The organism is Streptomyces shenzhenensis (assembly GCF_003688995.1).
Lineage (GTDB): Bacteria > Actinomycetota > Actinomycetes > Streptomycetales > Streptomycetaceae > Streptomyces > Streptomyces shenzhenensis_A.
On sequence record NZ_PENI01000004.1, the window covers coordinates 285,645 to 311,477 of the forward strand.

Annotated in this window: 24 protein-coding genes and 1 pseudogene; 18 read left to right on the forward strand and 7 right to left on the reverse strand. The window is 71.0% G+C overall.

The window, feature by feature from the left end; translation table 11 throughout:
- Positions 1 to 109: 109 nt before the first annotated feature.
- Positions 110 to 466: a hypothetical protein gene (locus CTZ28_RS08915; protein ID WP_121888721.1), complete on the reverse strand. Its 357-nt coding sequence runs from the start codon at positions 464 to 466 to the stop codon at positions 110 to 112.
- A 573-nt stretch (positions 467 to 1,039) separates the two neighbouring features.
- Between CTZ28_RS08915 and CTZ28_RS49475 the strand changes: the two are divergent.
- Positions 1,040 to 1,216 (forward strand): annotated as a pseudogene (locus tag CTZ28_RS49475) (aromatic-ring hydroxylase C-terminal domain-containing protein); the annotation flags it as partial.
- A gap of 34 nt (positions 1,217 to 1,250) precedes the next feature.
- Here CTZ28_RS49475 and CTZ28_RS08925 read toward each other — a convergent pair.
- Genes CTZ28_RS08925 through CTZ28_RS08935 form a run of 3 tightly spaced genes read right to left on the reverse strand, consistent with a single transcriptional unit; the run spans position 1,251 to position 3,149 of the window.
- Positions 1,251 to 1,658: an arsenate reductase ArsC gene (locus CTZ28_RS08925; RefSeq protein WP_121888722.1), complete on the reverse strand. Its 408-nt coding sequence runs from the start codon at positions 1,656 to 1,658 to the stop codon at positions 1,251 to 1,253.
- On the reverse strand, positions 1,651 to 2,721 hold the full coding sequence (arsB, locus tag CTZ28_RS08930; protein ID WP_121888723.1) for an ACR3 family arsenite efflux transporter: 1,071 nt from the start codon (positions 2,719 to 2,721) through the stop codon (positions 1,651 to 1,653). The genes CTZ28_RS08925 and arsB overlap by 8 nt, the downstream gene beginning before the upstream one ends.
- Positions 2,722 to 2,744: 23 nt before the next feature.
- On the reverse strand, positions 2,745 to 3,149 hold the full coding sequence (locus CTZ28_RS08935; protein ID WP_121888724.1) for an ArsR/SmtB family transcription factor: 405 nt from the start codon (positions 3,147 to 3,149) through the stop codon (positions 2,745 to 2,747).
- Between the two features lie 79 nt (positions 3,150 to 3,228).
- Between CTZ28_RS08935 and CTZ28_RS08940 the strand changes: the two genes are divergently transcribed.
- Positions 3,229 to 3,708: an ArsI/CadI family heavy metal resistance metalloenzyme gene (locus tag CTZ28_RS08940; RefSeq protein WP_121888725.1), complete on the forward strand. Its 480-nt coding sequence runs from the start codon at positions 3,229 to 3,231 to the stop codon at positions 3,706 to 3,708.
- Positions 3,709 to 3,804: 96 nt separating this feature from the next.
- On the opposite strand, the gene fmdA is transcribed toward CTZ28_RS08940, so the two are convergent.
- The 3 genes from fmdA to CTZ28_RS49480 form a co-directional block, all read right to left on the reverse strand.
- Positions 3,805 to 5,055 carry a formamidase gene (gene fmdA, locus CTZ28_RS08945; protein ID WP_121888726.1) on the reverse strand — a complete coding sequence of 417 codons (1,251 nt, stop codon included), beginning with the start codon at positions 5,053 to 5,055 and terminating at the stop codon, positions 3,805 to 3,807.
- 28 nt (positions 5,056 to 5,083) lie between these two features.
- Positions 5,084 to 5,722, reverse strand: a complete 639-nt coding sequence (locus CTZ28_RS08950; protein ID WP_121888727.1) for an AmiS/UreI family transporter — start codon at positions 5,720 to 5,722, stop codon at positions 5,084 to 5,086.
- Positions 5,723 to 5,793: 71 nt separating this feature from the next.
- A complete protein-coding gene (locus tag CTZ28_RS49480; RefSeq protein WP_398655559.1) occupies positions 5,794 to 6,120 on the reverse strand; it encodes an FmdB family zinc ribbon protein in 327 nt (108 codons plus the stop codon).
- A gap of 170 nt (positions 6,121 to 6,290) precedes the next feature.
- On the opposite strand from CTZ28_RS49480, the gene crcB (CTZ28_RS08960) reads away from it, so the two are divergent.
- The 16 genes from crcB (CTZ28_RS08960) (at position 6,291) to CTZ28_RS09030 (ending at position 25,664) form a co-directional block, all read left to right on the forward strand.
- Complete coding sequence (gene crcB, locus CTZ28_RS08960) at positions 6,291 to 6,683, forward strand: fluoride efflux transporter CrcB (protein WP_398655561.1); 393 nt, start codon at positions 6,291 to 6,293, stop codon at positions 6,681 to 6,683.
- Positions 6,680 to 7,054, forward strand: coding sequence for a fluoride efflux transporter CrcB (crcB, locus tag CTZ28_RS08965; RefSeq protein WP_121888730.1), 375 nt, complete (start codon positions 6,680 to 6,682; stop codon positions 7,052 to 7,054). Before crcB (CTZ28_RS08960) ends, crcB (CTZ28_RS08965) begins: the two co-directional genes overlap by 4 nt.
- Before the next feature lie 224 nt (positions 7,055 to 7,278).
- Positions 7,279 to 7,701 (forward strand): hypothetical protein, encoded by a 423-nt coding sequence (locus tag CTZ28_RS08970; RefSeq protein WP_121888731.1) that lies wholly within the window; start codon positions 7,279 to 7,281, stop codon positions 7,699 to 7,701.
- Positions 7,702 to 7,883: 182 nt separating this feature from the next.
- Positions 7,884 to 8,438 (forward strand): hypothetical protein, encoded by a 555-nt coding sequence (locus tag CTZ28_RS08975; RefSeq protein WP_121888732.1) that lies wholly within the window; start codon positions 7,884 to 7,886, stop codon positions 8,436 to 8,438.
- Between the two features lie 201 nt (positions 8,439 to 8,639).
- The gene (locus tag CTZ28_RS46585) at positions 8,640 to 8,819 is read left to right on the forward strand and encodes a hypothetical protein (RefSeq protein ID WP_147481122.1); all 180 of its coding nucleotides are present in this window, start codon (positions 8,640 to 8,642) and stop codon (positions 8,817 to 8,819) included.
- Between the two features lie 24 nt (positions 8,820 to 8,843).
- Positions 8,844 to 9,569, forward strand: a complete 726-nt coding sequence (locus CTZ28_RS08980; RefSeq protein WP_121888733.1) for a DUF2637 domain-containing protein — start codon at positions 8,844 to 8,846, stop codon at positions 9,567 to 9,569.
- A gap of 108 nt (positions 9,570 to 9,677) precedes the next feature.
- The gene (locus CTZ28_RS08985; RefSeq protein WP_183154309.1) at positions 9,678 to 10,805 is read left to right on the forward strand and encodes a hypothetical protein; all 1,128 of its coding nucleotides are present in this window, start codon (positions 9,678 to 9,680) and stop codon (positions 10,803 to 10,805) included.
- A 48-nt stretch (positions 10,806 to 10,853) separates the two neighbouring features.
- Positions 10,854 to 11,654 carry a TIGR03936 family radical SAM-associated protein gene (locus CTZ28_RS08990; protein ID WP_121888734.1) on the forward strand — a complete coding sequence of 267 codons (801 nt, stop codon included), beginning with the start codon at positions 10,854 to 10,856 and terminating at the stop codon, positions 11,652 to 11,654.
- Positions 11,655 to 11,915: 261 nt separating this feature from the next.
- The gene (locus tag CTZ28_RS08995) at positions 11,916 to 16,175 is read left to right on the forward strand and encodes an Rne/Rng family ribonuclease (protein ID WP_121888735.1); all 4,260 of its coding nucleotides are present in this window, start codon (positions 11,916 to 11,918) and stop codon (positions 16,173 to 16,175) included.
- A gap of 245 nt (positions 16,176 to 16,420) precedes the next feature.
- Entirely contained in the window at positions 16,421 to 16,741 is a 321-nt protein-coding gene (gene rplU / locus CTZ28_RS09000) for a 50S ribosomal protein L21 (protein WP_121888736.1), read from the forward strand.
- Positions 16,742 to 16,754: 13 nt separating this feature from the next.
- A complete protein-coding gene (gene rpmA / locus CTZ28_RS09005) occupies positions 16,755 to 17,009 on the forward strand; it encodes a 50S ribosomal protein L27 (RefSeq protein WP_023550764.1) in 255 nt (84 codons plus the stop codon).
- A 138-nt stretch (positions 17,010 to 17,147) separates the two neighbouring features.
- Positions 17,148 to 18,587 carry a GTPase ObgE gene (gene obgE, locus CTZ28_RS09010; protein ID WP_121888737.1) on the forward strand — a complete coding sequence of 480 codons (1,440 nt, stop codon included), beginning with the start codon at positions 17,148 to 17,150 and terminating at the stop codon, positions 18,585 to 18,587.
- Positions 18,588 to 18,815: 228 nt separating this feature from the next.
- Positions 18,816 to 20,366 carry an alkaline phosphatase D family protein gene (locus tag CTZ28_RS09015; RefSeq protein ID WP_121888738.1) on the forward strand — a complete coding sequence of 517 codons (1,551 nt, stop codon included), beginning with the start codon at positions 18,816 to 18,818 and terminating at the stop codon, positions 20,364 to 20,366.
- Between the two features lie 117 nt (positions 20,367 to 20,483).
- Positions 20,484 to 21,701: a hypothetical protein gene (locus tag CTZ28_RS09020; protein ID WP_121888739.1), complete on the forward strand. Its 1,218-nt coding sequence runs from the start codon at positions 20,484 to 20,486 to the stop codon at positions 21,699 to 21,701.
- A gap of 213 nt (positions 21,702 to 21,914) precedes the next feature.
- A complete protein-coding gene (locus tag CTZ28_RS09025; RefSeq protein ID WP_121888740.1) occupies positions 21,915 to 23,414 on the forward strand; it encodes a bifunctional cytidylyltransferase/SDR family oxidoreductase in 1,500 nt (499 codons plus the stop codon).
- A 138-nt stretch (positions 23,415 to 23,552) separates the two neighbouring features.
- A complete protein-coding gene (locus CTZ28_RS09030; protein ID WP_259471515.1) occupies positions 23,553 to 25,664 on the forward strand; it encodes a CDP-glycerol glycerophosphotransferase family protein in 2,112 nt (703 codons plus the stop codon).
- Positions 25,665 to 25,833: the final 169 nt, after the last annotated feature.

Below are 25,833 nucleotides of genomic sequence, written 5' to 3' on the forward strand. Positions count from 1 at the left end.
AGGGGGCTGATGCGTCGGCGGCTGTGGGTGCTTCGGGCTGTCGGGAACGGGCCGGTATCGACGACACCGGCACCACCGGCTGGCTCCTGAAGTGGTGGTCGGCGTGCGGCTACTCGGGAGTTGGAGCGGTAGCCAGCAACATGCTGTTGATTGAGCCCATGTCGGCGTCGGCTGTGGTGGGGTCGACGCTGGAATCCTCTGCGACCGTTGTCGCCGGGCAATCCCCCCAGCTCGTCGCCCAGCCGCCGGCCAGGTCGCTGTTGGGTTCGAGATCCTCGGGCTTGCCCGTGATGCCGTAGGTGTCGAGGAGTCGTCGTTCGACTCCGAACGGTTCGCCGAGGGCGAGCTCTGGGTACTCACTGATCCACCGCCTGAGGATCCGTCCGCGTTCGGCGATCAGCCACGCCTCCCCGTCGTTCTGCTCGCTGTGGAAGAAGAGTTGAGCTTTGCCGAAGTGCGCGCTCAACTCTCGGCATCGGTCAGTGACGTGTGCCGTTGTGTGCCACCTCGTCGATGAGTTCCACGCCCTCGGCCCAGCTCGTCTCCCGTACACCCGTCAAGCCGAGGGCCTTCACCACCTCTGCCTGATCGACGGTCTCTCGGCGTGGAGGTACGGCTCGGCCCGCCCGCCGGGCCGGGGCCACACCTGATGAGGCGGCTGTTCGGCGGGAACACCAGGATCGCCTCGCGGTACCGGGCGGCCTGTAGGACGCGGTGAACCTGGGCTGGAAGCTGGCCGCGGAGGTGCGTGGCCACGCACCGGAAGGGCTGCTGGACACCTACGAGGCGGAGCGCTCCCCGGTGGCGCGGCGGGTCGCCATGCACACGCAGGCGCCATCGCTGCTCACTCGCCCGGGTGGCGATGTGACGGCGCTGCGCGAACTGCTTGCCCGGCCCGTGAACCGGCGGCACATCGCGGAGCTGCTGTCCGGTGCGGATGTCTCCTACGACATGGGGCCGGCGACCGGGCCGCTCGTCGGCCGATGGGCACCGGACCTGCCGGGCCTGCGGGAGCTGACCCGTACCGGCCGACCCGCTCCTCCTGGACCCCACCGGCGGCCTCGACGCGGGCGGTTGGGCGTCTCGCGTCGACACGGTGACCGTTCCGGAACTCGACACCGCGCTGCTGCTCCGTCCCGACTGCTACGTCGCCTGGCAGGGCACCACGGGCGACGGCCTGCACGAAGCACTGGGGCCCTGGTTCGGCGCAGCGTGACCCCCCTTGACGGGCAGGGGGGGGACGGGTCGGCTCAGGGGGCGATCTCGTTGAGCAGGGTGCGGACGCGTCGTTCGATCTCGTCGCGGATGGGGCGGACGGCGTCGACTCCCCGGCCGGCCGGGTCGGGGAGCTGCCAGTCGAGGTAGCGCTTGCCCGGGAAGACGGGGCAGGTGTCGCCGCAGCCCATGGTGATCACGACATCGGAGGCTTGGACGGCCGCCACGGTGAGCACCTTGGGCACCTCGGCCGAGATGTCGATGCCGACCTCCGCCAGTGCCTCGGCCACGGCCGGGTTGACCGTGTCGGCCGGAGCGGAGCCGGCGGAGCGCACCTGTACGCGGTCGCCCGCGAGGTGGGTGAGGAAGGCGGCGGCCATCTGTGAGCGTCCGGCGTTGTGGACGCAGACGAACAGGACGGAGGGCGGGGCGGTTTCAGGCATGTGCGGGGTCTTCCCGGGGCGAAGGAGCGTCGTGGACGGTGAAGTGGCGGCGGGCGCGCAGGGCCACGTGGACGAGGCCGATCAGTACGGGTACCTCGATGAGCGGGCCGACCACACCGGCGAGCGCCTGCCCGGATGAGGCCCCGAAGGTGGCGATGGCGACGGCGATGGCCAGTTCGAAGTTGTTGCCCGCCGCGGTGAAGGCGAGCGTCGTGGCGCGGGGGTGGTCCAGCCCCACGGCGCGGCCCAGGGCCATGGAGCCGGTCCACATGAGGGCGAAGTAGACCAGCAGGGGCAGGGCGATACGGGCGACATCGAGGGGCCGTGCGGTGATGGCGTCGCCTTGCAGGGCGAAGAGGATGACGATCGTGAACAGCAGGCCGTACAGGGCGAAGGGGCCGATGCGCGGGAGGAATACGGACTCGTACCAGGCGCGGCCTTTGGCCTGCTCGCCCAGGCGGCGGGTCAGGTAGCCGGCCGCGAGCGGGATGCCCAGGAAGATGAGCACGCTGCGGGTGATCTCCCACACCGGGACGTCGAGAGCGGTCTGTTCCAGGCCCAGTCGGCCGGGCAGGAAGGAGAGGTAGAACCAGCCGAGCGCGGAGAAGGCGATCACCTGGAAGACGGAGTTCAGGGCGACCAGGACGGCGGCGGCCTCGCGGTGGCCGCAGGCGAGGTCGTTCCAGATGATGACCATGGCGATGCAGCGGGCCAGGCCGACGATGATCAGGCCGGTGCGGTAGGCGGGCAGGTCCGGCAGGAAGAGCCAGGCCAGGGCGAACATGAGGGCTGGGCCGACGAGCCAGTTGAGCAGCAGGGACGGCAGCAGCAGGCGGCGGTCGCGGGTGACGGTGCCGAGGCGGTCGTAGCGGACCTTGGCCAGGACCGGGTACATCATCACCAGCAGGCCAAGGGCGATCGGCAGGGACACCCCCGTGACGGTCACCTCGGCCAGCGCGTCGCCCAGGCCCGGCACCGAGCGTCCCAGGCCGAGCCCGGCGGCCATCGCGGCGAGGATCCAGACGGCCAGCCAGCGGTCGAGGAACGACAGCCCGCCGGCCACGTCTCGCCTGGTTGCGGCACCGGTCACGAGGCGGTGGCGGTGGCGGCGCGGTCGGGCAGGGGCTCGGCCGCAGGGCGGGTCAGGATGCTCGCGAGCCGGTCGGTCATCTCCGGGAGCAGCCAGTAGTAGACCCAGGTGCCGCGTCGCTCGCAGTCGATCAGGCCGGCCTGCCGCAGCAGCTTGAGGTGGTGCGAGATCGTCGGCTGGGACAGGTCGAAGGCCGGGGTGAGGTCGCATACGCAGACCTCACCGCCCGCCCTGGAGGCGATCATCGACAGCAGGCGCAGCCTGACCGGATCGCCCAGCGCCTTGAACACCTTCGCCAGTTCCACGGCCTGGTCCTCGTCCAGGGGAGCGGTCAGCAGACCGGGGCAGCAGGCGTCGGTCTCGTCGTTCCGGCCGAGCACCACCAACTCTTGATTCGACATGTGTCTATGTTGACAGTCTTCGATCCAGTGCGCAATGTTGTATCGACGGACATCAATGCAACCCGATGGGAGCCCTGCCATGTCTCGCGCTCAGCTCGCCCTGCGTGTCAGCGACCTGGAGGCGTCGATCACCTTCTACTCGAAGCTGTTCGGCGCCGAACCGGCCAAGCGGCGCGCGGGCTACGCCAACTTCGCCCTCGCCGAGCCCCCGCTCAAGCTCGTGCTGATCGAGGGTGAGCCCGGACAGGAGACCCGTCTCGACCACCTCGGCGTCGAGGTGGAGTCCACCGACCAGGTCGGCGCGGCCGCCACTCGGCTCAAGGGCGCCGGCCTCGCCACGTTCGAGGAGAACGACACCTCCTGCTGCTACGCCCTCCAGGACAAGGTGTGGGTGCACGGCCCGGGCCGGGAGCCCTGGGAGGTCTACGTCGTGAAGGCGGACGCGGACACCCTCGGCAAGAGCGCCGCCCCCGACAGCCACGCCCCCGACACCGTCGGCGACGCCTGCTGCACCACCCGGACCCACGAACCGTCCCCGGCCGGTGCCGACGGCGACTGACCAGAAGCTGTCCCGCACCGGTCTCCGGAGTCATTCATGGCCTGCCGTGCAGGGGGCGGCCCCGCGGGTTCGGAGTGCGGGGCCGTCGGGGGTTGGTCAGGCGCTGGTCAGGGCGGCCTGGCCGCGGTCCGCCTTCGTCGGGCCCGTGGCGGTGGGCCGGACGTCGAAGTCGAACATGGCGGTGGGCACGTACAGCGAGCAGCATGCGTTGGGGATGTCGACGATGCCGCTGATGCGTCCCTCGATGGGCGCGGAGCCGAGCAGCAGATAGGCCTGTTCGCCGCTGTAGCCGAACTTCTTGAAGTACTCGACGGCGTTGAGGCAGGCCCGCCGGTAGGCCAGGGTCGCGTCCATGTAGAAGTTGGTGTCCGTGTCGTGGTCGACGGAGACCCCGATAAAACTGATGAACTCCGTGTAGCGCGGCTCGACGTTGCCGGGCATGAACACCGGGTTGGTGGAGATGCCGTACGTCTCCATGCCGCCCTTGATCAGGTCGACATGGAAGTCGATGAAGCCGCCCATCTCGATGGCGCCGCAGAAGCTGATCTCTCCGTCGCCCTGGCTGAAGTGCAGGTCGCCCGCGGAGAGTTTGGCGTCCTTGACGTATACGGGGAAGAAGGCCCGTGAGCCGCGGGTCATGTTCTTGATGTCCTGGTTGCCGCCGTTCTCGCGGGCGGGCACCGTGCGCGCGCCTTCTGCCGCGATACGGGTGGCGAGGTCCCCGGTGGCCTTGCCGGCGAGCGCGTTGCTGGCGTCCGGAGGCACGGCGAGGGGCGGGACCCGGTTCGGGTCGGTGTCGATCAGTGCCTTCTCGCGGGCGTTCCAGCGGGCGAGCATCTCGGCCGACGGCGCCGTTCCGAACAGCCCGGGGTGGGTGATCCCGGTGTAGCGGATGCCGGGCAGATGGCGGGAGACCGCCTGCTGGCCGTGGAAGTTCCAGATGGCCTTGTAGGAGTCAGGGAAGTAGTCGGTCAGGAAGCCTCCGCCGTTGGCCTTGGCGAAGATGCCGGTATAGCCCCAGCCCTGGCCCGCCGCGTCCCCCTTCTGCTGCGGCACCGGACCGAGGTCGAGGATGTCGACGACGAGCAGGTCACCGGGTTCGGCGCCCTCCACGCCGAACGGCCCGCTGAGCATGTGGGGGATGGTCAGGTCGATGTCGCGTACGTCGTTGGCGGAGTCGTTGTCGCCGATCTGGCAGTCGGTCCAGTCACGGCACTCCACGCGGAACTCCGTGCCTGGCTTGATCATGGTGACGCTGGGAATGTCCGGATGCCACCTGTTGTGTCCCGGCACGTCCTGGTCGCGCATGGATTTGCTCTGGTCCACTGTGAAGAGAACTTCGGGCATGACAACTTCCTCATTGTTTCTGGTCCGGTCACGTGGGTGCGCTCAACTCGGTGGTCGAAGCGGCAGGGGTCGGACGGTGTCGGGAATTACGGGTGAGCGGCCACAGCGCCCCGAACACCACGACCGCGAAGACCCCGAGGGCGATGGCGGCCGCGTCGGGGTGCTTCCAGTAGCCGGCCAGCAGCAGACCGGCGGGAATCACACCCGTGACCCAGCCCTCGATCGCCGTGACCCAGCCCGTATAGGCGGTGAGCCCGTCCTTCTTGAGGCCGAGCAGCAGGAAGAACAGGAACCACAGAAATGCCCAGTAGAGCCAGATGACGCCGAACGGGTAGTCCTTCAGGATGCGGAAACTGACGAACGAGTACCCGAGGGCCGCAACGGCCACAAAGAGCGAGTAATAGCCGACCCCGGTGGTGTCGAGACCGGCCAGCAGGCCAATGCCCACATAGAGGTAGGTGAAGCCGAAAAGATAGATGCCGGACGCCGCGAGTATCTTCTTCGGGTCGTTGTCGGCGACGAAGATGAGATAGGTCGGCGTCAGCACCTGGAGCGCGCCCACGAAGAGGTTGAACACCGCCGCCGCCCGGGCCTCGACCTTTCCGAGCAGCATCAGCCCGTTCATGAAGAGCACCGCACCGACGAAGAGCAGTCCCACGTTCGCCACGGTGAGGCACCTCCTAAGCCCTCGTGAGCAGCGGAATCATGAGACGTTCCGTTCGTCGACCACCGCCCTCGTCAGGGACGCGGCAACCGCGAGAGCGCGGGGTGCGGACGCCGCCGCGCTCCGCTGCCCGACGGGAGTCCGGAGACCACCGCCGGGGCCTCACGGGACTGCTCCTCCCGGGCACGGAGGGCAGCTGCCGCATCCGAGGTCCGCGAGAGACCGGGTGCGGAGAACACGCGTCTCGCATCGTGTGCGCAGGCGGGGCATCCGTAAATTCTGGGTGCCGTTCCGATGGCCAGCTTCACATCGAAAGGCCCGCACCGGCTGCACAGATACTCGTAGGTCGCCATCAGCAGCCTCCGGGAGCTATTCCCACTTCCAGGAGACGTCCGGCGCATCCGTGTGTCAAATCCGAGGAGGTCGGCTCTCCGTGGCCGGTGCACGTACGATTTCACGGGTGGAGCGGCCGCAATCCGGGACTCCCGCGCCGCGCCCGACCGGCCGCCGGAAAGGCCCCCCGGTGGCAGAGGCGCGCAGGCGCCGGGACGCCCCCCACGGACATGCGCAGGTGTTGACCGTGATCGCCGTGGGCGGGGCGATCGGCGCCTGCGCGCGCTATGCGGCGGCCTTGCTGTGGCCGACCGGCAGGGCCGATTTCCCCTGGACGACGCTGGGCGTGAACGCCGTCGGCTGCCTCGTCATCGGTGTCTTCCTGGTGGCGATCACCGAGGGGTGGACCGCGCATCCGTTGCTGCGGCCGTTCTTCGGCACCGGGGTCCTCGGCGGCTTCACGACCTTCTCCACGTACTGCGCCGACATCGAGCGCCTGGTGCGCCAGGAACGGGTCGGTCTCGCGCTGGCCTATCTGCTGGCGACCGTCGTCCTCGCGCTCGTCGCCGTGCGGATCGGCGCGGTCGCCGCCCGCCGGCTCGCCCTGACGAGGAGGCGACCACGCCGATGAGGTTCCTGCTGGTCGCGCTCGGCGGCGCCGTCGGCGCCCCGCTGCGGTATCTGATCGACCGGGCCGTCGAGGCCCGCCATGACACGGCCTTCCCCTGGGGCACCTTCGCCGCCAACGCGGTCGGGTCGGCCATCCTGGGGGCGCTGACCGGGGCCGCCCTGTCCACCACCGTCCCGCAGCAGGTGCAGCTCCTGCTGGGGCCCGGCCTGTGCGGCGGTCTGACCACCTACTCCACGTTCTCGTACGAGACGCTGCGGCTGGCCGAGGCCGGATCGCGGTTTCTCGCGGCGGCCAATGTGATCGTCTCGGTCCTCGCGGGGCTCGGGTCCGTTTACCTCGGCCTGGCCGTCGCCGAGGCCGTATTCCGATAACCGGGAAGATCCAGATCTGCACCGGGAAGATCCAGATCTCCTGGCCTCGGTAAGCGCATGCTCTGCTGTGAGCCGCTTCACCGAGAATCGGCTGGACGTGCGTGGCCAATGCCTTTAGCTTTCTTAATTAAGTTGTCTTTTCTCTGTGCGGAGGCATCCGGTACCGCACAGTAGTTTCTCGCGCTGATCGGGGTGCACATCGGGAAGGTGGATCAGTGAGCAGCATGGACGCCGTATGGGTACGAGGCGTGAACGGCATTCAGATGCATCACGTGACCGACCTTCAGGACGCCGGCAGATTCCTGGGCAACGCGGCGATGGCGCTGCGGGCGGCCCATGTGCGGACCGGCGCCGACCGCTACTCCAGCATCGCCGCCGAGCTGAAGGACCTGGTGGAGCGGGTGCGCAAGATGGAAGACGAGGCGCGCTCGCACATGCGTGACCTGCACTCCACCGACCCGGAGCGGTTCGCGCGCTGCCGGGACGGCCATGAGCCGTGGCCCGGTGAGATCGAGGCCGGGTTCATCCCGCGCCACACCTGCCAGGACGAGTGCCTCTACCACGACCGCGGGGTCGTCGAGGCCCTCATGCAGTGCACCTGCGGCCGCCCGCCGTGCCGCGCCTGCGAGATCGGCGGCAAGCTCTGACGCACGGCGCACGGCGCACGGCGCACGGCGCACGGTCGGCGGTCCGTCCGGGGCTGATCGCCGGGGCGTGGCGCCCGGTGCGGGATCCCCGGGGGCTCCGGAGGGACGGTTGAACCGGACGGAACGGGGGAGTCGGGGAGTGTCCGATTCCGGGGGAAGGCGCCCCGAAGGAGGTGCGTCCGATGTCGACAGGCGCGCTGGTGGCGATCGTCATCCTGGCGGTGCTGGTCGTCGCGCTGGCTGCGGTGACGGCCTCGCTCTTGATGAGGCGGCAGCGTCTCCGTGAGCGTTTCGGCCCCGAGTACGAGCGGACGGTCGAGGGATCGGGGGGCCGGCTGGCCGGTGAGCGTGAGCTCAGGGAGCGGGAGAAGCGGCACGACGCCTTGGAGATCAAGCCGTTGCCCGCCGCGGCCCGTGACCGGTACGTCGGTGAATGGCGGGGCGTTCAGGAGGAGTTCGTGGACCGGCCGCAGGACGCCGTGCATGACGCGGACCGGCTGGTGACGTCCCTGATGCGCGAACGCGGCTACCCGACCGAGGGGTTCGAACAGCAGATGAAGGACCTCTCGGTGGAACACGGCAACACCCTCGAGCACTACCGCTCCGCCCACGAGATCGAGACGCTGAGCAGCCGCCGGCAGGCCACGACCGAGCAACTGCGCGGCGCCATGGTGCACTACCGGGCGCTCTTCGACGAGTTGCTCTCCGACGGCGGCAGGGCCCAGCCCGCCCGCTAGCCACCGGCTCCTGACCACCCGACCGAACGGAACCGCTCGCCGGGAACACACGCCCACACAACCCCGTACGCGCGGCCGGATGACCCGGCCGCGCAGTCATACATTCACGCATTAAATGTTGTCATCAGGCACCCGGATACCCCTTGCGGGCGATTCAATCCCCCGAATGTCCGACACCTGGCCCCCGGCGGTGCTCGTTAAGTGACCGTGATCTGGAAAGAGGGATGCGGAGCCATGAACCACCCGTCGGCCGCCGACGAATGCGGGTCGGTCGGCGGGGGGTCTGGACCCAACCACTGCTCGGACCTGCTCGATGATTTCCTGGACAAGATCAGAAAAATGGAAAGCGAATATCTGAGCGCTCTCGACGGAACGTGCTGAGCGGGAGCGCGGAGGAATTATCGGATGGACGGGAATTACGACGAGGCCGGTCTCTACAACCGTCACTACGCCCTGAGAACCGACCCGGACACGCTCACCCAGCCCGCCTACGACACGGTGTCCCTGCAGTCGCAGCAGAGCTGGAACCCCCCGGCACCGGAGGCCACCGCCCACGGCTGGGACCTGGACGACGAACTGGCCCGGATGCTGTCCACCGCGGCCGCCGCGGGCCCTGTGGCCCGGGTGCCCCGGATGACCCGGCGCCCGCCCCGCAGAAGCGGCCGGCGGCGACTGCGCACGGAATCCCACTTCCTGGACGGCGGCCAGCGGGTCACCCATGTGACGGTCCTGATCGTGGCGATCACGCTGTGCGCCGCGTCGATGCTGGGCTGGTCCGTCTCCTATTCCTACGGGCAACTGCGCACCATCGCCCTGTCCGTCCTGCCCACGAACCTCGCGCAGTGGTGGCCGCTCACGGTGTACGGGCCGTGGTTCGTGGCGGCCCTGTCCATCCTGCGGGCGACGGTGCAGCGCCGCAGCGCACGGCGGTCCTGGGGGGTCATCCTGGCGGCCTCGGCCATGGCGGTGGCGCTGTGCGTCAGCCACTCCTCGCGTTCGCTGCTGTCGTACGTGATGCTCGGAATTCCGCCGATCACCGCGCTGGTGTGCTTCTGGGAGCTGGTCGGCCAGGTCTCCACCCGGTTCCGCCCGCGGCACGCGGCCCACGCACAGCGCAACTCCAAGGCGTGACAGCACGGCCCCACGACGGGACGCGGTGATCGGCGGCGGGCGCGCCGCGCCCACCGGGCACGGCAGGCCCGGTGCATCCGTACGGGCGTTCGGCGCGTCTACGCCGGTATGGACCTCGAAAAGCGGCCGCCCGCGCCGCCGCCCGCACCACCGCCCTCGCCTCCGCCCGGGCCGCAGGCCCCTGACGGGTGCCTGGTCGTCGCGATCCGGATTCCCGTGCGGATCGTCGTGCTCGTGCTGGTGGTGCCGGTCCGGATCGCATGGGACGCGCTGGTCGTGGCCGGGCGGCTGCTCACCGACTCCGTGCTGCGGCCGCTCGGGCGGGCGCTGCTGTGGCTCGGCCGGACCGTCCTCGTCCTGCCCCTGGTCGCGCTGTGGCGGTATGTCGTCGTACCCGCGGGCAAGGGGCTCGGCCTGCTCGGTCACGTCCTCGTCGTGGTACCGCTCGGCCTGCTGTACCGGTATGTGCTGACGCCCGCCGGACACGCCCTCGGCTGGGTCGCGCGGGCGGTCGGGGCCGGGCTGGCGTGGCTGTACGCGCGCGTGCTCGCCCCGGCAGGCCGCGGCATCGGCCGGTTCCTCAAGGGTGCCGGGATCCTGCTCGCCGCCCTGGGCACCGGGGTGTTCGCCGTCGTCGCCCGGCTGCTGCACCACTTGCTCGTCGTCCCCGCCCAATGGCTGTACGCCCGGGTCCTCACGCCCGCCGGACGGGCCGTCGCCTGGCTCGTCGGCGCCGTCGTCGCCGGGATCGGAGCCGTCCTGTACTGGACGGCACGCGTCCTGCTCGTGCTGCCCGCCCGCGCCCTGTGGCACTGGGTGCTCGTGCCCGTCGGCCGGGTCCTCGCCGTCGTCGCCCGGGAGACCGGGACGGCCCTCGTGCACGCCTGGCGCGTCGCCGGGTACGTCTCCCGTGCCGTCTGGCGGTTCCTCGCGGCCGTCTTCCGGTGGGTCGTGGTGGAGCCGGTGCGCTGGGCGTACCGGACGGTCCTCACCCCCGTCGGGCACGTGCTCAGGGACGCGGTCCTGCGGCCCGCCGCCGAGGTCGCGCGCGCGGTGGGGCGGGCCGCCCGGCAGGCGCTGGCCGGCGCGCGCGAGTCGGTACGGCAGGTGCGCGCCGATCTCCGCAGGGCCCTCTTCGGTGAACCGCGGCGGCCGGAGCCGGTCGACCGACGGGAACTCGCGGACCGTGAGACACGTACTCTTGGTAGCAGTACGACCGCACTCACTAAGGACTGAACGACACTGGGCAAGCGACAGCCCGAAGGCCCGCCGCCCGCACCGGCGGTGCAGCGCATCCGACTGCGTTACACCAAGCGCGGCCGCCTCCGGTTCACCAGCCACCGTGACTTTCAGCGCGCCTTCGAGCGTGCGTTGCGCCGTGCCGAGGTACCGATGGCGTACTCGGCGGGGTTCACGCCGCATCCGAAGGTGTCGTACGCCAATGCCGCACCCACCGGCACGGGCAGCGAGGCGGAGTACCTGGAGATCGCGCTCACCGACGCCCGTGACCCGGACACGCTGCGTGTTCTGCTCGACGAGTCGCTGCCCCCCGGGCTCGACGTCGTCGACGCGGTCGAGGCGCGGACGTCGGGGCTCGCCGACCGGCTGACGGCCTCCGTGTGGGAGCTGCGGCTGGACGGTGTCGACCCGGCCGACGCGGCACGTGCGGTGAAGGCCTTCACGGAGGCCGGTACCGTCGAGGTGCAGCGCACGACCAAGAACGGCGTGCGCACGTTCGACGCCCGCGCCGCCGTGGCCGAGCTGGAGTGCCTGGCGAGCGCGGAAACGCACAGTTCACTGCCTGATAGGCCGAGCGACCAGCCCTGTGCGATACTGCGGCTGGTTGTTCGGCACGTGACGCCTGCCGTACGACCCGACGACGTCCTGTCCGGTCTCCGCGCCGTGGCCGACCTGGCGCCGCCGGTCCCCGCAGCGGTGACCAGGCTGGCGCAGGGGCCGTTCGATGAAGAGACCGGCACGGTGACCGACCCGCTCGCGCCCGACCGCGAGGCAGCAGCGACCGCGCCGCAACCGGCCGCCGCCACTGCCGCCGCGACGGCGCCGGTGCCGGAAGGTCCCGCGTAGGACGGGCGTCGTAGCGCCGCCCTCGTACTCGGGAGCCACCTGGGTCGGGCAGCGCACCGACCAGAAGACTTTCGCCAGGCCGTAGGCAACACGGCGTACGGAACCGGCGAGACAGGACACAGAGAGCTCCCGTGCGGCGCCCGCGCCCCGGACGGCGGCCACCGCGCATCGAGCGGGCCGCGGACGTCAGCGGCGGTCGATCGAGCGGATCGACGCCGGACCAGGTGCGGCGCCCGGGAGCCTGACGGGAGAAACGCCCGCATGCTCGAACCGATCGAACCCACCGAGGGTTCCGAACTGAACACCCCCAGCGACACCCTGCCGCCGCGCAGGCGTCGCCGTGCCGCCTCTCGCCCGGCGGGTCCACCTGCCGGGGCCGAGACGGCGGTCGGGGTGACCGACGAGACCGTGGTCACCGATGTGACCGACGAGACGACGGTGGGCGCCGAGGCGCCTGTGATCGTCGAGATCGATGAGACCGAAGAGACCCAGAGGACTGAAGAGATCCAAGAGACACACGGCGCCCAAGTGACCGAAGAGGCTGAAGTGGCCGGAGCAGCAAGCGAGTCGGCGGTCGCCGAAGCGCCCGCCGTCGCGGAAGAGCCCGCGCCCGCCGCTCGTACGCGCCGTCGTGCGACCCGCCGCGCCGCCGCGCCCGCCGGGTCCCCCGTCGCGGCGGAGACCGTCGTACCGGCCGCCGATACGGTCGCCGAGGAGCAGCCCGAGACCGTGACCGCCGAGGCGCCGGCCGCTGTCGAGGAGCCCGCGCCCGCCGCCCGTACGCGTCGTCGTGCGACCCGCCGTGCGACCGCGCCCGTCGGCGCTCCGGCTGCCGCGGAGGCCGCCGCCGAGACCGTCGTTCCCGCGGCCGTCGAGACCACCGCGGCGCCCGCGTCCGAAAGCGGTGCCGAGGGCGCCGAGACGGCTGCCGAGAGCGCCGAGCCCGCCGCCCGTCCGCGTCGTCGGGCCGCGCGTCGCGCCTCCGCGCCCGCCGGTGCTCCGGTCGCCGTCGAGTCCGATGCTCCCGCCGAGGAGCCCGCCGTCGAGGCGCCGGCCGCTGCCGAGGAGCCCGAACCCGTCGCTCGTCCGCGTCGTCGGGCCGCGCGTCGCGTGTCCGCGTCCGCCGCTGCTCCGGTCGCCGCCGAGGCGGCCGAGGCCGTGGAGAGCGCCGAGGCCGTCGAGGTCCCGGTCACCGTGGAGACCCTCACCGTCGTCGAGGCGCCGGCCGAGGACGAGGAGGCCGGGGTGCGGCGCGTCCGCCGTCGGGCCACGCGCCGGGTCGCCGCGCCCGCCGGTGCTCCCGCCGTCGAGACCGAACCCGCCGTCGAGGCCGGTGCCGTGGCCGTCGAGTCCGCCGAGGTGCCGCAGGCCGCCGCCGAGGAGCCCGCGGCACGCCGTAGCCGTCGTCGCGTCGTGCGGCAGGCCGCCTCCGGGTTCTCCGAGCCCGCGCGGAAGTCCGTGCAGCCGTCCGTACAGCCGTCGGCCGAGGAGTCCGCCGAGGACGCCGGGGCCGAGGCGCCGCGCAGGCCCGCGCGGCCCGCCGTCGCCGTGTTCCAGGCGCCCGTGTTCACCGAGCCGAAGTTCCAGACCCCGGAGCGGGCCGCCGCGGAAGCCGCCGCCGAGGCCGCGGAGGCGGAGGAGACCGAGGAACTCGCCGAGGAGCAGGCCGAGACCGGCACGCGGCGCCGCCGTCGCCGCCGGGGCACCGGCTACGGCGACGAGCCCCGGGCCGTCGAGGACCAGACGCACGCCGAGGACACCGCCGAGGAGCCGGAGGAGCCGGCCGACGACGCCGATGGCGACGCCGACGGTGACGAGGCGGAGGAGACCGGTTCGCGGCGCCGTCGCCGTCGTGGCGGCAGGCGCCGTCGGCGCGGTGACGCCGCCGACGGCGAGGCCGGCGAGGGCGTGGACGCCGATTCCGAGGAACTCGCCGCCGAGCAGGCCGCGCAGGACGCCGAGGACGCGGCCGAGCAGGAGGAAGAGGACGCCGAGGACGCCCACGCCGACGAGGGCACCGGGTCCAGCTCCAGCAGCCGGCGCCGTCGTCGGCGGCGCCGCCGCGCCGGTGACACCTCGGCCGACGCCGAGCCCGACGAGGGTGACCCGGAGCGCACGGTCGTCAAGGTCCGTGAGCCCCGCAAGCCCTCCGAGCCGTCCGACGAGGTGCAGTCCATCAAGGGCTCCACGCGTCTCGAAGCCAAGAAGCAGCGTCGCCGCGAGGGCCGCGAGCAGGGCCGCCGCCGCGTCCCGATCATCACCGAGGCCGAGTTCCTGGCCCGCCGCGAGGCCGTCGAGCGCGTGATGGTGGTCCGGCAGAACGGTGACCGCACGCAGATCGGCGTCCTGGAGGACGGCGTGCTCGTCGAGCACTACGTCAACAAGGAGCAGTCGACCTCGTACGTCGGCAACGTCTACCTCGGCAAGGTGCAGAACGTGCTGCCGTCGATGGAGGCCGCCTTCATCGACATCGGCAAGGGCCGCAACGCCGTGCTCTACGCGGGCGAGGTCAACTTCGAGGCGCTGGGCATGGCCAACGGCCCGCGCCGCATCGAGTCCGCGCTGAAGTCCGGGCAGTCCGTGCTCGTCCAGGTGACGAAGGACCCGATCGGACACAAGGGCGCGCGGCTGACCAGCCAGGTCTCCCTGCCCGGCCGCTACCTCGTGTATGTGCCCGAGGGTTCGATGACCGGCATCAGCCGCAAGCTGCCCGACACCGAGCGGGCGCGGCTGAAGACCATCCTCAAGAAGATCGTCCCCGAGGACGCGGGCGTCATCGTGCGCACCGCCGCCGAGGGCGCGAGCGAGGAGGAGCTGCGCCGGGACGTCGAGCGGCTGCAGGCGCAGTGGGAGGACATCCGGAAGAAGGCGAAGAACGGCGGCAGCTCCAGCGCGCCTTCGCTGCTGTACGGCGAGCCGGACATGACCGTCCGGGTCGTGCGCGACATCTTCAACGAGGACTTCTCCAAGGTCATCGTCAGCGGTGACGAGGCATGGGACACCGTCCACGGGTACGTCGCGCATGTCGCGCCGGACCTCGCCGACCGGCTGCAGCGGTGGACCAGCGAGGTCGACGTCTTCGCCACGTACCGGATCGACGAGCAGCTCGCCAAGGCGCTGGACCGCAAGGTCTGGCTGCCCAGCGGCGGTTCGCTGGTCATCGACCGGACCGAGGCGATGGTCGTCATCGACGTCAACACCGGCAAGTTCACCGGTCAGGGCGGCAACCTGGAGGAGACCGTCACCAGGAACAACCTGGAGGCGGCGGAGGAGATCGTGCGCCAGCTGCGGCTGCGCGACCTCGGCGGCATCATCGTGATCGACTTCATCGACATGGTGCTGGAGTCCAACCGGGACCTGGTGCTGCGGCGCCTGCTGGAGTGCCTGGGCCGGGACCGTACGAAGCACCAGGTGGCCGAGGTGACCTCGCTGGGCCTGGTGCAGATGACCCGTAAGCGGGTCGGTCAGGGCCTGCTGGAGTCCTTCTCGGAGACCTGCGTCCACTGCAACGGCCGTGGCGTCATCGTGCACATGGAGCAGCCGACCGCTGCCGGTGGTGGCGGCAAGCGCAAGAAGCGCGGGCGCGGCGGCGACGGGCATGTGCACGAGGCCGAGGCCGCGGTCGCCGAGGTGACCGTGACCGCCGAGCAGGAGGCGGAGAGCGAGGCCGAGGTCGTGGCGGAGGCCGCCGTGCCGGTCGCGCTTCCCGCGCCGGACTTCGCGCCCGACGAGGAGCTGTACAGCAGCGTCGCCGAGGCGGAGGCTGCGGCGTCCGGCCGTGGGCGCAGCCGGCGCCGGGCGAGCCGCCGGGCCTCGGCTCCGGCGGGCGCGCCCAAGGGCGAGTCCGTGCGGGCGGAGACCGTGGCTGCCCCGGCCGAGGCCGCCGCGCCCGTGACGGCGGAGGTCACGGCCGAGGTACAGGCCGAGCCCGTGGCGGTCGAGGCCCCGGCCGCCGAGGAGGCCGCTCCCACCGGCCGTACGCGCCGTCGCGCGACCCGGAAGGTGTCGGCGCCGGCCGGTTCCCCCGCGGGTGCCGAGGCGGCCGTGGTGACGGTCACCGAGGCCGCGCCCGCGGTCGAGGAGCCGGCGGCGGAACCGGCGCCCGAGCCCGCGGCACCGGCCGCCGAGCCGTCGGCCGAGGCGGCCGCCCCGGCCCGGACGCGGCGCCGTGCCGTGCGTACGGCCACCGCGCCGACCGCGTCCGAGGAGGCGGCCGTGGTGGTCGTCCCGTCGACCGCGGAGGCGTCCGAGGCGTCCGAGGCGGCTGTGGCCGCGGGCGAGCCGGACGGGGCGGGTCCGGACGCCGGTGAGCCGGCCGAGGAGGCCGCTCCGGCCAAGAAGGCGGCCCGCAAGACCGCCAAGAAGGCCACGGCGAAGAAGGCCGCCACCAAGAAGACCGCGGCCAAGAAGACGGCCGCGAAGAAGACGACGGCCAAGAAGGCGGCGAAGACCACCAAGACGGCCGCCGCCAAGGCGACGGCGAGGAAGACCGCGGTCGCGGCGACCGCGGACGAGGGCTGACCAGGCCCGACGGGAGGTGCGGCCGGTCCCTGTGACCGGCCGCACCCCGGTCGGACCGCTCCCGGTTTGACCCTCTCGGTCAGCTCCCCGTAACCTTGTCCGTCGGTGTGTCCGTCCATAGAGGCGCGCCACATCCCCGTAAACCTCTTCCTCCCGGGCACAGGGTTGGCCGGGAGAGGTTGCTCATGCTGTTCTGGGCGGCTGGCCTGCGGGGGTGCCGTTCTCCGAGCGAAAGAGAGATCCGCGTGTACGCCATCGTGCGCAGCGGTGGCCGTCAGCACAAGGTTGCTGTCGGTGACACCGTCGAGGTTGACAAGATTTCCACCGCCAAGGTTGGCGACACGGTCGAGCTCTCGACCCTGCTCGTTGTCGACGGCGACGCTGTGACCAGCGACCCGTGGGTGCTGGCCGGCATCAAGGTCCAGGCCGAGGTCGTGGACCACCACAAGGGCCAGAAGATCGACATTCTGCGCTACAAGAACAAGACCGGCTACCGCCGTCGCCAGGGCCACCGCCAGCAGTACACGGCGATCAAGGTCACCGCGATCCCCGCGGCTGCGAAGTAAGGACTGAGGAGACATGGCACACAAGAAGGGCGCATCGTCCACCCGGAACGGTCGCGACTCCAATGCCCAGCGGCTCGGCGTGAAGCGCTTCGGCGGTCAGGTCGTGAACGCGGGTGAGATCCTCGTCCGCCAGCGCGGTACCCACTTCCACCCGGGTGCGGGCGTCGGCCGTGGCGGCGACGACACGCTGTTCGCGCTGCAGGCCGGTGCGGTGGAGTTCGGTACCCACCGTGGCCGCAAGGTCGTGAACATCGTTCCGGTCGCCTGACTTAAGGCTCCCGACCGTACGTTTCGCGAGGCGGACCTCACTTCCCGGGCGGGAAGCGGGTCCGCCTTTCGCGTGTTGTCCAGCAAGTCACTCGTACACCCCCTGCCGTCGGCCGGGGTATCCCCAGGAGGCACCACCATGACCACCTTCGTGGACCGCGTCGAGCTGCATGTCGCCGCGGGTAACGGAGGTCACGGCTGTGCCTCCGTCCACCGTGAGAAGTTCAAGCCGCTGGGCGGCCCGGACGGCGGCAACGGCGGGCGCGGCGGCGATGTGATCCTGACCGTCGACCAGTCCGTCACCACGCTGCTCGACTACCACCACTCCCCGCACCGCAAGGCCACCAACGGCAAGCCCGGCGAGGGCGGCAACCGCGCCGGCAAGGAGGGCCAGGACCTGGTGCTGCCGGTGCCGGACGGCACCGTCGTGCTGGACGGGGCGGGTCAGGTGCTGGCCGACCTGGTCGGGCACGGCACGTCGTACGTCGCCGCGCAGGGCGGCCGGGGCGGACTCGGCAACGCGGCGCTGGCCTCGGCCCGGCGCAAGGCGCCCGGATTCGCGCTGCTCGGCGAGCCGGGCGACCTCCAGGACATCGTGCTGGAGCTGAAGACGGTCGCCGACGTGGCCCTCGTCGGCTATCCGAGCGCGGGCAAGTCCTCGCTGATCTCGGTGCTGAGCGCGGCCAAGCCGAAGATCGCGGACTACCCCTTCACCACGCTCGTGCCGAACCTGGGCGTGGTGACCGCGGGCGCGACCGTGTACACCGTCGCCGACGTGCCGGGGCTGATCCCCGGCGCCAGCCAGGGCAAGGGGCTGGGCCTGGAGTTCCTGCGGCACGTGGAGCGGTGCAGCGTGCTGGTGCATGTGCTGGACACGGCCACCCTGGAGTCCGACCGCGATCCGCTCTCCGACCTCGATGTCATCGAGGAGGAGCTGAAGCAGTACGGCGGGCTCGGCGACCGTCCCCGGATCGTCGTCCTCAACAAGGTGGACGTGCCGGACGGCAAGGATCTGGCCGAGATGGTGCGCTCGGACCTGGAGGCGCGCGGCTTCCGCGTCTTCGAGGTGTCCGCGGTGGCGCACATCGGCCTGAAGGAGCTGTCGTACGCGCTCGGCGAGCTGGTCGGCGCGGCACGGGCCGCGAAGCCGAAGGAGGAGGCGACGCGGATCGTCATCCGGCCGAAGGCCGTCGACGACGCGGGCTTCTCGGTGACGCGCGAGGACGACGGGCTGTTCCGGGTGCGCGGCGAGAAACCGGAACGCTGGGTCCGGCAGACCGACTTCAACAACGACGAGGCCGTCGGCTACCTCGCCGACCGGCTCAACCGCCTCGGTGTGGAGGAGGAGTTGATGAAGGCGGGCGCCCGCGCCGGGGACGGCGTCGCGATCGGTCCCGAGGACAACGCGGTCGTCTTCGACTGGGAGCCGTCGGTGATGGCGGGTGCGGAGATGCTCGGCCGGCGCGGCGAGGACCACCGGTTGGAGGAGCAGCGGCCCGCCGTCCAGCGGCGGCGCGAGCGGGAGGCCGAACGCGACGAGGCCGTCCGCGAGTTCGAGGCGTTCGATCCCTTCGAGTGAGACGCGCGGCGGCGGGGGCCGGGCTGTACCGAGCATTTTCAGCCCGCTGATCTGACCGCAGACCCGGTGCGGGGCGGCCACGTTCGTGTGGCCGTCCCGCACCGGGTTTTCTGTTGTCTGTCAACTTGTCATGCACGCGCATGCCTCCGTTCAGGAGACGGGTCGTCCGGCCGTGGCAGCTTCCGAATGTCCATGCCCAACAGGTCACTGTGGCAAGGGAGTCAGCGCATGACCGGAGCATTATCGCCCGACCGCCGCCGCTTTCTGACCGCCGGGGCCGCCGTGCTCGGCGCCGCGGCCTCCGCCCCGCTGTGGCAGCCCGGCACGGCCGGGGCGGCCGAGACAGCGCTGCCCGACGGGGTGTTCGCCCTCGGCGTCGCCTCCGGCGACCCTCTGCCCGACGGCATCGTGCTGTGGACCCGGCTCGCCCCTGACCCGCTGAACGGCGGCGGGATGCCCGCCGCCGTCGTCCCGGTGGAGTGGGAGATCGCCGAGGACGAGCGGTTCCGGCGGACCGTGCGCCGGGGCGTCGCCCGGGCCCGGCCCGCGTACGGACACAGCGTCCACGTGGATGTGCGCGGGCTGCGCCCCGAGCGCGCCTACTGGTACCGCTTCCGGGCCGGCGGCCGGCTCTCGCCCACCGGCCGTACCCGCACCGCGCCCGACCCGCACCGCGAGGGCGGCTCGCTGCGCATGGCGCTCGCCTCCTGCCAGAACTGGCAGCACGGCTACTTCACGCCGTACGCCGACATGCTCGCCCAGGACCCCGACGTCGTGCTCTTCGTCGGCGACTACATCTACGAGTCGGCGCCGTCGGCCACGGCGGTGCGCCGTCACGAGGGCACGGGGGAGCCGTACACCCTGGCCGAGTACCGCAACCGCTACGCCCAGTACCGCACCGACCCGGACCTGGCCGCGATGCACGCGCACGCGCCCTGGGTGGTCACCTTCGACGACCACGAGGTCGACAACGACTTCGCCGGCGAGGTGCCGCAGGACCCCGACAAGCAGGCGCACGACGCGTTCGTGGCCCGGCTGACCGCGGCCTACCAGGCGTACTACGAGCACATGCCGGTCCGCGCGGCCGCCGTCCCCAACGGCCCGCACATCCGGATGCACCGGCGGCTGGACTTCGGCCGGCTGGCCCGGCTCAACGTCCTGGACACCCGGCAGTTCCGCAGCGACCAAGCCACCACCCAGGCCGGCGCGCAGGACCCGTCGCTGACGATGCTCGGCGCCGGCCAGAAGCGGTGGCTGCTCGACGGGCTGCACGGCTCCCCGGCCCGCTGGAACCTGATCGCCTCGCAGATCATGATGGCCGAGACCGATCTGCTCCCCGGCGACGGCAAGCTCTGGTACTACGACGCCTGGGACGGCTACCAGGCCGAACGCAACGCCCTGCTCCAGGAGTTCAGGTCCGTCCGCAATCCGGTGGTGCTCAGCGGCGACCGGCATCTGACGATGATCAGCGACCTGAAGGCGGACTTCACCGACCCGGACTCGGCCGTGGTCGGCGCCGAGTTCGTCGGCACCTCCGTCTCCAGCAACGGCGACCAGGACCAGGCCGCCTTCCACGCCCAGTGGGACCCGCTGAAGGCGGACAACCCGCACTGGAAGCTGATCGACGCCCACCGCGGCTACCACCTCTTCGACATCGGCCGCGGCGGCATCGACGCGCGGGTGCGGGCCGTGGACACCGTGGTCGCGCCGCGGGCGAGCGCGCGCACGCTGGCCGCACTGCGGGTGGAGGCGGACGTACCGGGCGTACACACGGCCTGACCCACCTGCCGTGCGCTGTCATATGACGGTGCGTTCGCGGGGAGCGCCCGGGGACTCACCCCTGTCCCAGGGCGTTCTCAGGTAAGTCTCAGGCACGTCTCTTACCATCCGTTGACCATGGAGACGGACTGTACGAGAGACGACATCCCGGTGAACGGGACCCCCGCGGGCGACGGACGCACCGGCGCGCCCGCCCCGCTGCCGGCCGGCACCCGCCTGCTGCACATAGGCCCGCACAAGACCGGGACCACCGCCGTCCAGGGCGCGCTGTTCGCCGCGAAGGACAAGCTGCCGGAGCACGGCGTCGTGTTCCCGGCCGGCAGCCGGCACCCCATGGAGGCCGCGCTCGCCGCCTGCGCCCGGCCCGGGATGATGGGCGACACCGTGCCCACCGAGCGGCACTGGACCCGGCTGGTGGAGCAGGTGGCGGCGGCCGGCCGGCACACCTCGGTGGTGAGCAGCGAGTTCTTCGCCGACGCCGCGGACGAGGCGGCCATCGGGCGGATCGTGGAGCAACTGGGCGGTGATCGGGTGCATGTCCTGGTCACGCTGCGCCCGCTGGCCAGGATCATGCCCTCGCAGTGGCAGCAGTACGTGCAGAACGGGCTGCGCATGGGCTACCCGGACTGGCTGGAGCACATGCTCCGTAAGCCGCCGTACGAGAAGCCCAATCCGAGCTTCTGGCGCCGTCACCGGCACGACCGGCTGATCGAGCGCTGGGCCCGGGTGACAGGACCGGACCGGATCACCGTCGTGGTGGTCGACGACCGGGACCGGGACGGGCTGATGCGCACCTTCGAGGCGCTGCTCGGGCTGCCCGGAAACCTTCTCCAGCCGGTGCCGGACACGGCGAATCGTTCGCTCACCCTGGCCGAGACCGAAATGCTGCGGAATCTTAATGTGGAATTCCGTGGCAATGAGCTGCCGGACGAGCTGTATTCCCGGCTGGTCCGTAACGGCGCGGTCATGCATATGAAGAACACGTGCAGTCCCACGCCGCACGACGTGAAGATCGTCACGCCCCGGTGGGCGGTCGAGGCCGCCGCCGGGATCGGCGCCGAGATGATGGCGCGGATCGGCGCGTCGGGCGTGCGCGTCCTCGGTGATCCGGCGCTGCTGTCCGCCGTGCCTGAGCCGTCGGGCGAGGTCCCGGGGGAGGCCAGGATCGCCCCCGAGGTCGCGGCTCGCGCGCTGTACGGGGCGCTTGCCGCGGCCGCCGCGGCACCCGTGCGGCACACCGCGCAGGCCAAGGCGCGCACCGTGCACCAGACATCGTCGAAGGAGCTGGTCCGGGTGCTCGGCCACCGGTGCCTGAAGCGGCTGCGGCGGCGCTGAGCCGACGGCACGTCACGTTCCGCAAGATCCAGGCCCTGTGGAGTTACTCACAGCAATTCCCCGGGCCGCGTCCGCAGGGCATCGCCCATCGCCAGGCCCTGAAGGTGAATGGCAGGTTGCGTGCACATATGCAGCGAAGGACGCTCACCTTGCACTGCGGTTACCCGAAGTGGGACCATTTCCAGGTTCCCTGACGCCCAAGGTAGGTCACCTGTGTCCCAGCACATAGCCAAGCCCCGTACCACCGCAGTGATCCTGGCCGGCGGTACCGGTCAGCGCGTGGGTCTGTCGATCCCCAAGCAGCTGCTGAAGATCGCTGGCAAGGCAGTCATCGAGCACACCCTGACCACCTTCGAGAACGCCGACTCGATCGACGACATCATCGTGCTGATGGCGCCGGGCTATGTGCCGGACATCGAGAAGATCGTCGCCAAGGCCGGGTTCACCAAGGTCAAGAAGATCATCGAGGGCGGCTCCACCCGCAACGAGACCACCGAGCGGGCCATCGCCGCCCTCGGCGAGAACCTGGCCGAGGGCGAGGACCTCAACGTCCTGTTCCACGACGCCGTACGCCCCCTGCTGTCCCAGCGCGTCATCGACGACTGCGTGACCGCCCTGGAGCGCTACCAGGCCGTCGACGTCGCCATCCCGTCCGCGGACACCATCATCGTCACGCGCACCCACGGCGGGGACGGCGAGTTCATCACCGAGATCCCGGACCGCTCCCGGCTGCGCCGCGGCCAGACCCCGCAGGCCTTCAGGCTGTCCACGATCCGCCGCGCCTACGAGGTGGCCGCGGGCGACCCCAACTTCCAGGCCACCGACGACTGCTCGGTCGTGCTCAAGTACCTGCCCGACGTGCCGATCCACGTCGTGGCGGGTGACGAGTACAACATGAAGGTGACGCAGCCGGTCGACGTGTTCATCGCCGACAAGCTCTTCCAGCTCGCCTCCACCACCGCGCCCGAGCAGAACGGCGAGGACGCCTACCGCGAGCTGCTCACCGGCCGGACCGTCGTGATCTTCGGCGGCTCGTACGGCATCGGCAAGGACATCGCCGAACTCGCCGAGTCCTACGGCGCGCACGTCTACGCCCTCGGCCGCTCCACCACCGGCACCCACGTGGAGAACCCGGAGGAGGTCGACGACGCGCTGTCCAAGGCGTACGCGGAGACCGGCCGGATCGACCACGTCGTCAACACCGCGGGCGTGCTGCGCATCGGCAAGCTCGCCGAGACCGACAACGCCACCATCGAGGAGGCGCTGAAGGTCAACTACCTGGCCCCGGTGCAGATCGCCCGCTCCGCGTACAAGTACCTGGCCGAGAGCCAGGGCCAGCTGCTGCTCTACACCTCCAGCAGCTACACCCGCGGCCGGGCCGAGTACAGCCTGTACTCCTCCACCAAGGCGGCCATGGTGAACCTCACCCAGGCGCTGTCCGACGAGTGGGCCGGCGACGGCATCCGCGTCAACTGCATCAACCCCGAGCGCACCGCCACCCCGATGCGGACCAAGGCCTTCGGCCAGGAGCCCGCGGGCAGCCTGCTCTCCTCCGAGGCCGTGGCCCGCACCTCGCTCGACGTGCTGCTGTCCGAGCTGACCGGGCACGTCATCGACGTCCGCCAGCAGGATCCGACGGCGGGCGCGAGCAGGGCGTCCGGCTTCGAACAGGCATTGGCCGGCGTCCTGGACCGCCAGGACGGCGTGGCATAATCGACGGGAAATAGCCATCTGTCATTCAGGCCTCTGTGGCTGCGCGTTAGCGGAGCGTTCACAGGGGCCTGAATCCGTAAGACTCCCAGATCGCCCGCCAGGTCTTATTCCGGCCGTTTTGTCAGCAAAAGGTGCTCCGTGATATCCACCGCCATTCGCGTCGCCCGGGTGGGCAGCGCGGCCGAGCTGGCCGCGGCGGTCCTCATGATGCTGGGCTTCCCCTGCCTCATGGTGGCCGCGCTCGTCCCGAGTGTGTACGCCTTCGCGGCCGCGGCCGCAGTGACCTACCTCGCGGACCACTACCTGCACCGCAAGGGCAGTTACCTGATCAACCGCCTCGGCAAGGTGCGCGCAGGGCTGTCGATCCGCTTTCTGATCCGGCAGCTGCTCCTGGTCCTGCTGCTGGCCCGGCTGTCCCTGGCGGACGAACTGATCTACTACGGCGCGATCGCCTGCTTCATCGCCTTCTTCGCCCTGCAGGCCCCGCACGGCGCGCTGGTCACCCTGATCCGCAACCGCCGCCGTATGCCGGTCGCCACCCGCAACGTCGACCTGAAGTCCCGCATCCGCATCCCGGACGCCCCGCCGCAGGGCCTGCTGCACCGCTCCGCCGAGAAGATGCTCCACCTCGACCTGTTCGCGGTCGTCGGCATCCTGGTCGGCGCCGCGCTGGACAGGTCCGCGTACGGCTACGCCGGCATCGGCAGCACGGTGCTCCTCGGCCTGCTGTACGTCCTCGCGCTCATGCCCTATGTGCGCGGCCGCAAGATCCCGCCGACCGCCGAGCGGGTGCTGGAGGCCGTCGACGACTGGCTGACCGCCTACAAGCCGGAGACGGTGCTCTACTTCTCCGGCTCCAAGGACTCCGCGTACCAGGTCAACATGTGGCTGGAGACCATGGAGCAGCTGTCGACCCGGCCGCTGGTCCTGCTGCGCGAGCGGGTCATCCTGCAGAACCTGGCCCCGACCACGGTCCCCGTCATCTGCGTGCCCGGCGGTGTGCATCTGATGAACATGGACCTGTCCACGGTGCGCGTCGCGCTGTACGCGGCGAACGTCGGCAAGAACATCCACCTGCTGCGGGTGCCGACCATGAAGCACGTCTTCATCGGCCACGGCGACAGCGACAAGCTCGCCAGCGTCAACCCGTTCAGCAAGGTGTACGACGAGGTGTGGACCGCGGGCCGCGCGGGCCGTGACCGGTACGCCATCGCCGACGTGGGTGTGCGCGACGACGACATCGTCGAGGTCGGCCGCCCGCAGTTGGCGCCCATCAGGAACTGGCAGGGTGTGCCCGAGGACCGGATGCCGACCGTGCTGTACGCGCCCACCTGGGAGGGCTGGGACGACAACCCGGGCAACACCTCGATCCTTCTCGCCGGCGAGAACATCGTGCGCCGGCTGGTGCAGGCCGACCCGCCCGTCCGCGTCCTCTACAAGCCGCACCCCTTCACCGGCACCCGCAGCGCTCAGGCCAAGGCCGCCCACGAGCGGATCACCGCCCTGGTCGAGAAGGCCGCCGCGCAGCGCGCCGCCGACTCCCGGTTCCCCGCCGACCCGGCCGCGCAGACGCAGGCCAAGGCCGAGCTGGCCCGCATCGAGGCCCGGCTCGCCGAGCTGTCCGGTGCCGGCGGCGAGAAGGGCGACGAGGCCGAGGCGTCCCGGGACGGCGTCGTCGACGTCACCAGGCACGAGGAGACCGCCCGGCTGCGCACCGAGTGGAACGCCGCCTACTGGCGTTCCTTCCCGGCGTACGAGCACCGGGTCATCGCGGGCGCCGAGCCGCGCCTGTACGACTGCTTCAACGTCTCCGACGCGATGGTCTCCGACATCTCCAGCGTGGTCTCCGACTTCATCGCGAGCGGCAAGCCGTACGCGGTCACGGACTCCGCCGAGCTCGGCGTGGAGGAGTTCAAGCGGCAGAACACGGCCGTGCGCGCCGCGGTGATCCTGTCCAACAGCGCCCAGGAGCTGGGCGGTCTGCTGGCCGCCGTGCGCGACCCGGCGGCCGATCCGCTGGCCGACGACCGCGGGGAGCTGAAGCGGTATCTGCTCGGCCCGGACGAGCCGACCTCCATCGACCAGTTCAACACCGCGGTGGCGGACCTCGGCCGCAAGGCCGAGACCCGCAACCTCGGCCAGGTGAACCGGGCCATGGCCGGCGGCGCGGGGGAGAACGCCCTGGCGGATCTGCTGCCCGGACAGCGGCTGTCGTCCGCCGGTGAGACGGACGGCGTGACGGCGGGCTGACACCCCGTACCGAAGCCGGGGCCCGGCCTTTCGGAGATCACTCTCCGAAAGGCCGGGCCCCGGCTTTTCCGTATGGCTTTCAGATCGCTTCCGAATCGTTTTCAGACCGCTTCGGATTTTCTTATGACGACTTCTTACCGTCGTTTCTCGTCCGTACTGAGTAATTCTT

Excerpts from the sequence above, each read along its gene's own strand:
- CTZ28_RS08925 (WP_121888722.1), bottom strand. The coding sequence starts at position 1,658 with ATGCCTGAAACCGCCCCGCCCTCCGTCCTGTTCGTCTGCGTCCACAAC.
- CTZ28_RS08935 (WP_121888724.1), bottom strand. The coding sequence starts at position 3,149 with ATGTCGAATCAAGAGTTGGTGGTGCTCGGCCGGAACGACGAGACCGAC.
- CTZ28_RS08940 (WP_121888725.1), top strand. The coding sequence starts at position 3,229 with ATGTCTCGCGCTCAGCTCGCCCTGCGTGTCAGCGACCTGGAGGCGTCG.
- fmdA (WP_121888726.1), bottom strand. The coding sequence starts at position 5,055 with ATGCCCGAAGTTCTCTTCACAGTGGACCAGAGCAAATCCATGCGCGAC.
- CTZ28_RS49480 (WP_398655559.1), bottom strand. The coding sequence starts at position 6,120 with ATGCGCCGGACGTCTCCTGGAAGTGGGAATAGCTCCCGGAGGCTGCTG.
- crcB (WP_121888730.1), top strand. The coding sequence starts at position 6,680 with ATGAGGTTCCTGCTGGTCGCGCTCGGCGGCGCCGTCGGCGCCCCGCTG.
- CTZ28_RS08970 (WP_121888731.1), top strand. The coding sequence starts at position 7,279 with ATGGACGCCGTATGGGTACGAGGCGTGAACGGCATTCAGATGCATCAC.
- CTZ28_RS08975 (WP_121888732.1), top strand. The coding sequence starts at position 7,884 with ATGTCGACAGGCGCGCTGGTGGCGATCGTCATCCTGGCGGTGCTGGTC.
- CTZ28_RS08980 (WP_121888733.1), top strand. The coding sequence starts at position 8,844 with ATGGACGGGAATTACGACGAGGCCGGTCTCTACAACCGTCACTACGCC.
- CTZ28_RS08985 (WP_183154309.1), top strand. The coding sequence starts at position 9,678 with ATGGACCTCGAAAAGCGGCCGCCCGCGCCGCCGCCCGCACCACCGCCC.
- CTZ28_RS08995 (WP_121888735.1), top strand. The coding sequence starts at position 11,916 with ATGCTCGAACCGATCGAACCCACCGAGGGTTCCGAACTGAACACCCCC.
- rpmA (WP_023550764.1), top strand. The coding sequence starts at position 16,755 with ATGGCACACAAGAAGGGCGCATCGTCCACCCGGAACGGTCGCGACTCC.
- obgE (WP_121888737.1), top strand. The coding sequence starts at position 17,148 with ATGACCACCTTCGTGGACCGCGTCGAGCTGCATGTCGCCGCGGGTAAC.
- CTZ28_RS09015 (WP_121888738.1), top strand. The coding sequence starts at position 18,816 with ATGACCGGAGCATTATCGCCCGACCGCCGCCGCTTTCTGACCGCCGGG.
- CTZ28_RS09020 (WP_121888739.1), top strand. The coding sequence starts at position 20,484 with ATGGAGACGGACTGTACGAGAGACGACATCCCGGTGAACGGGACCCCC.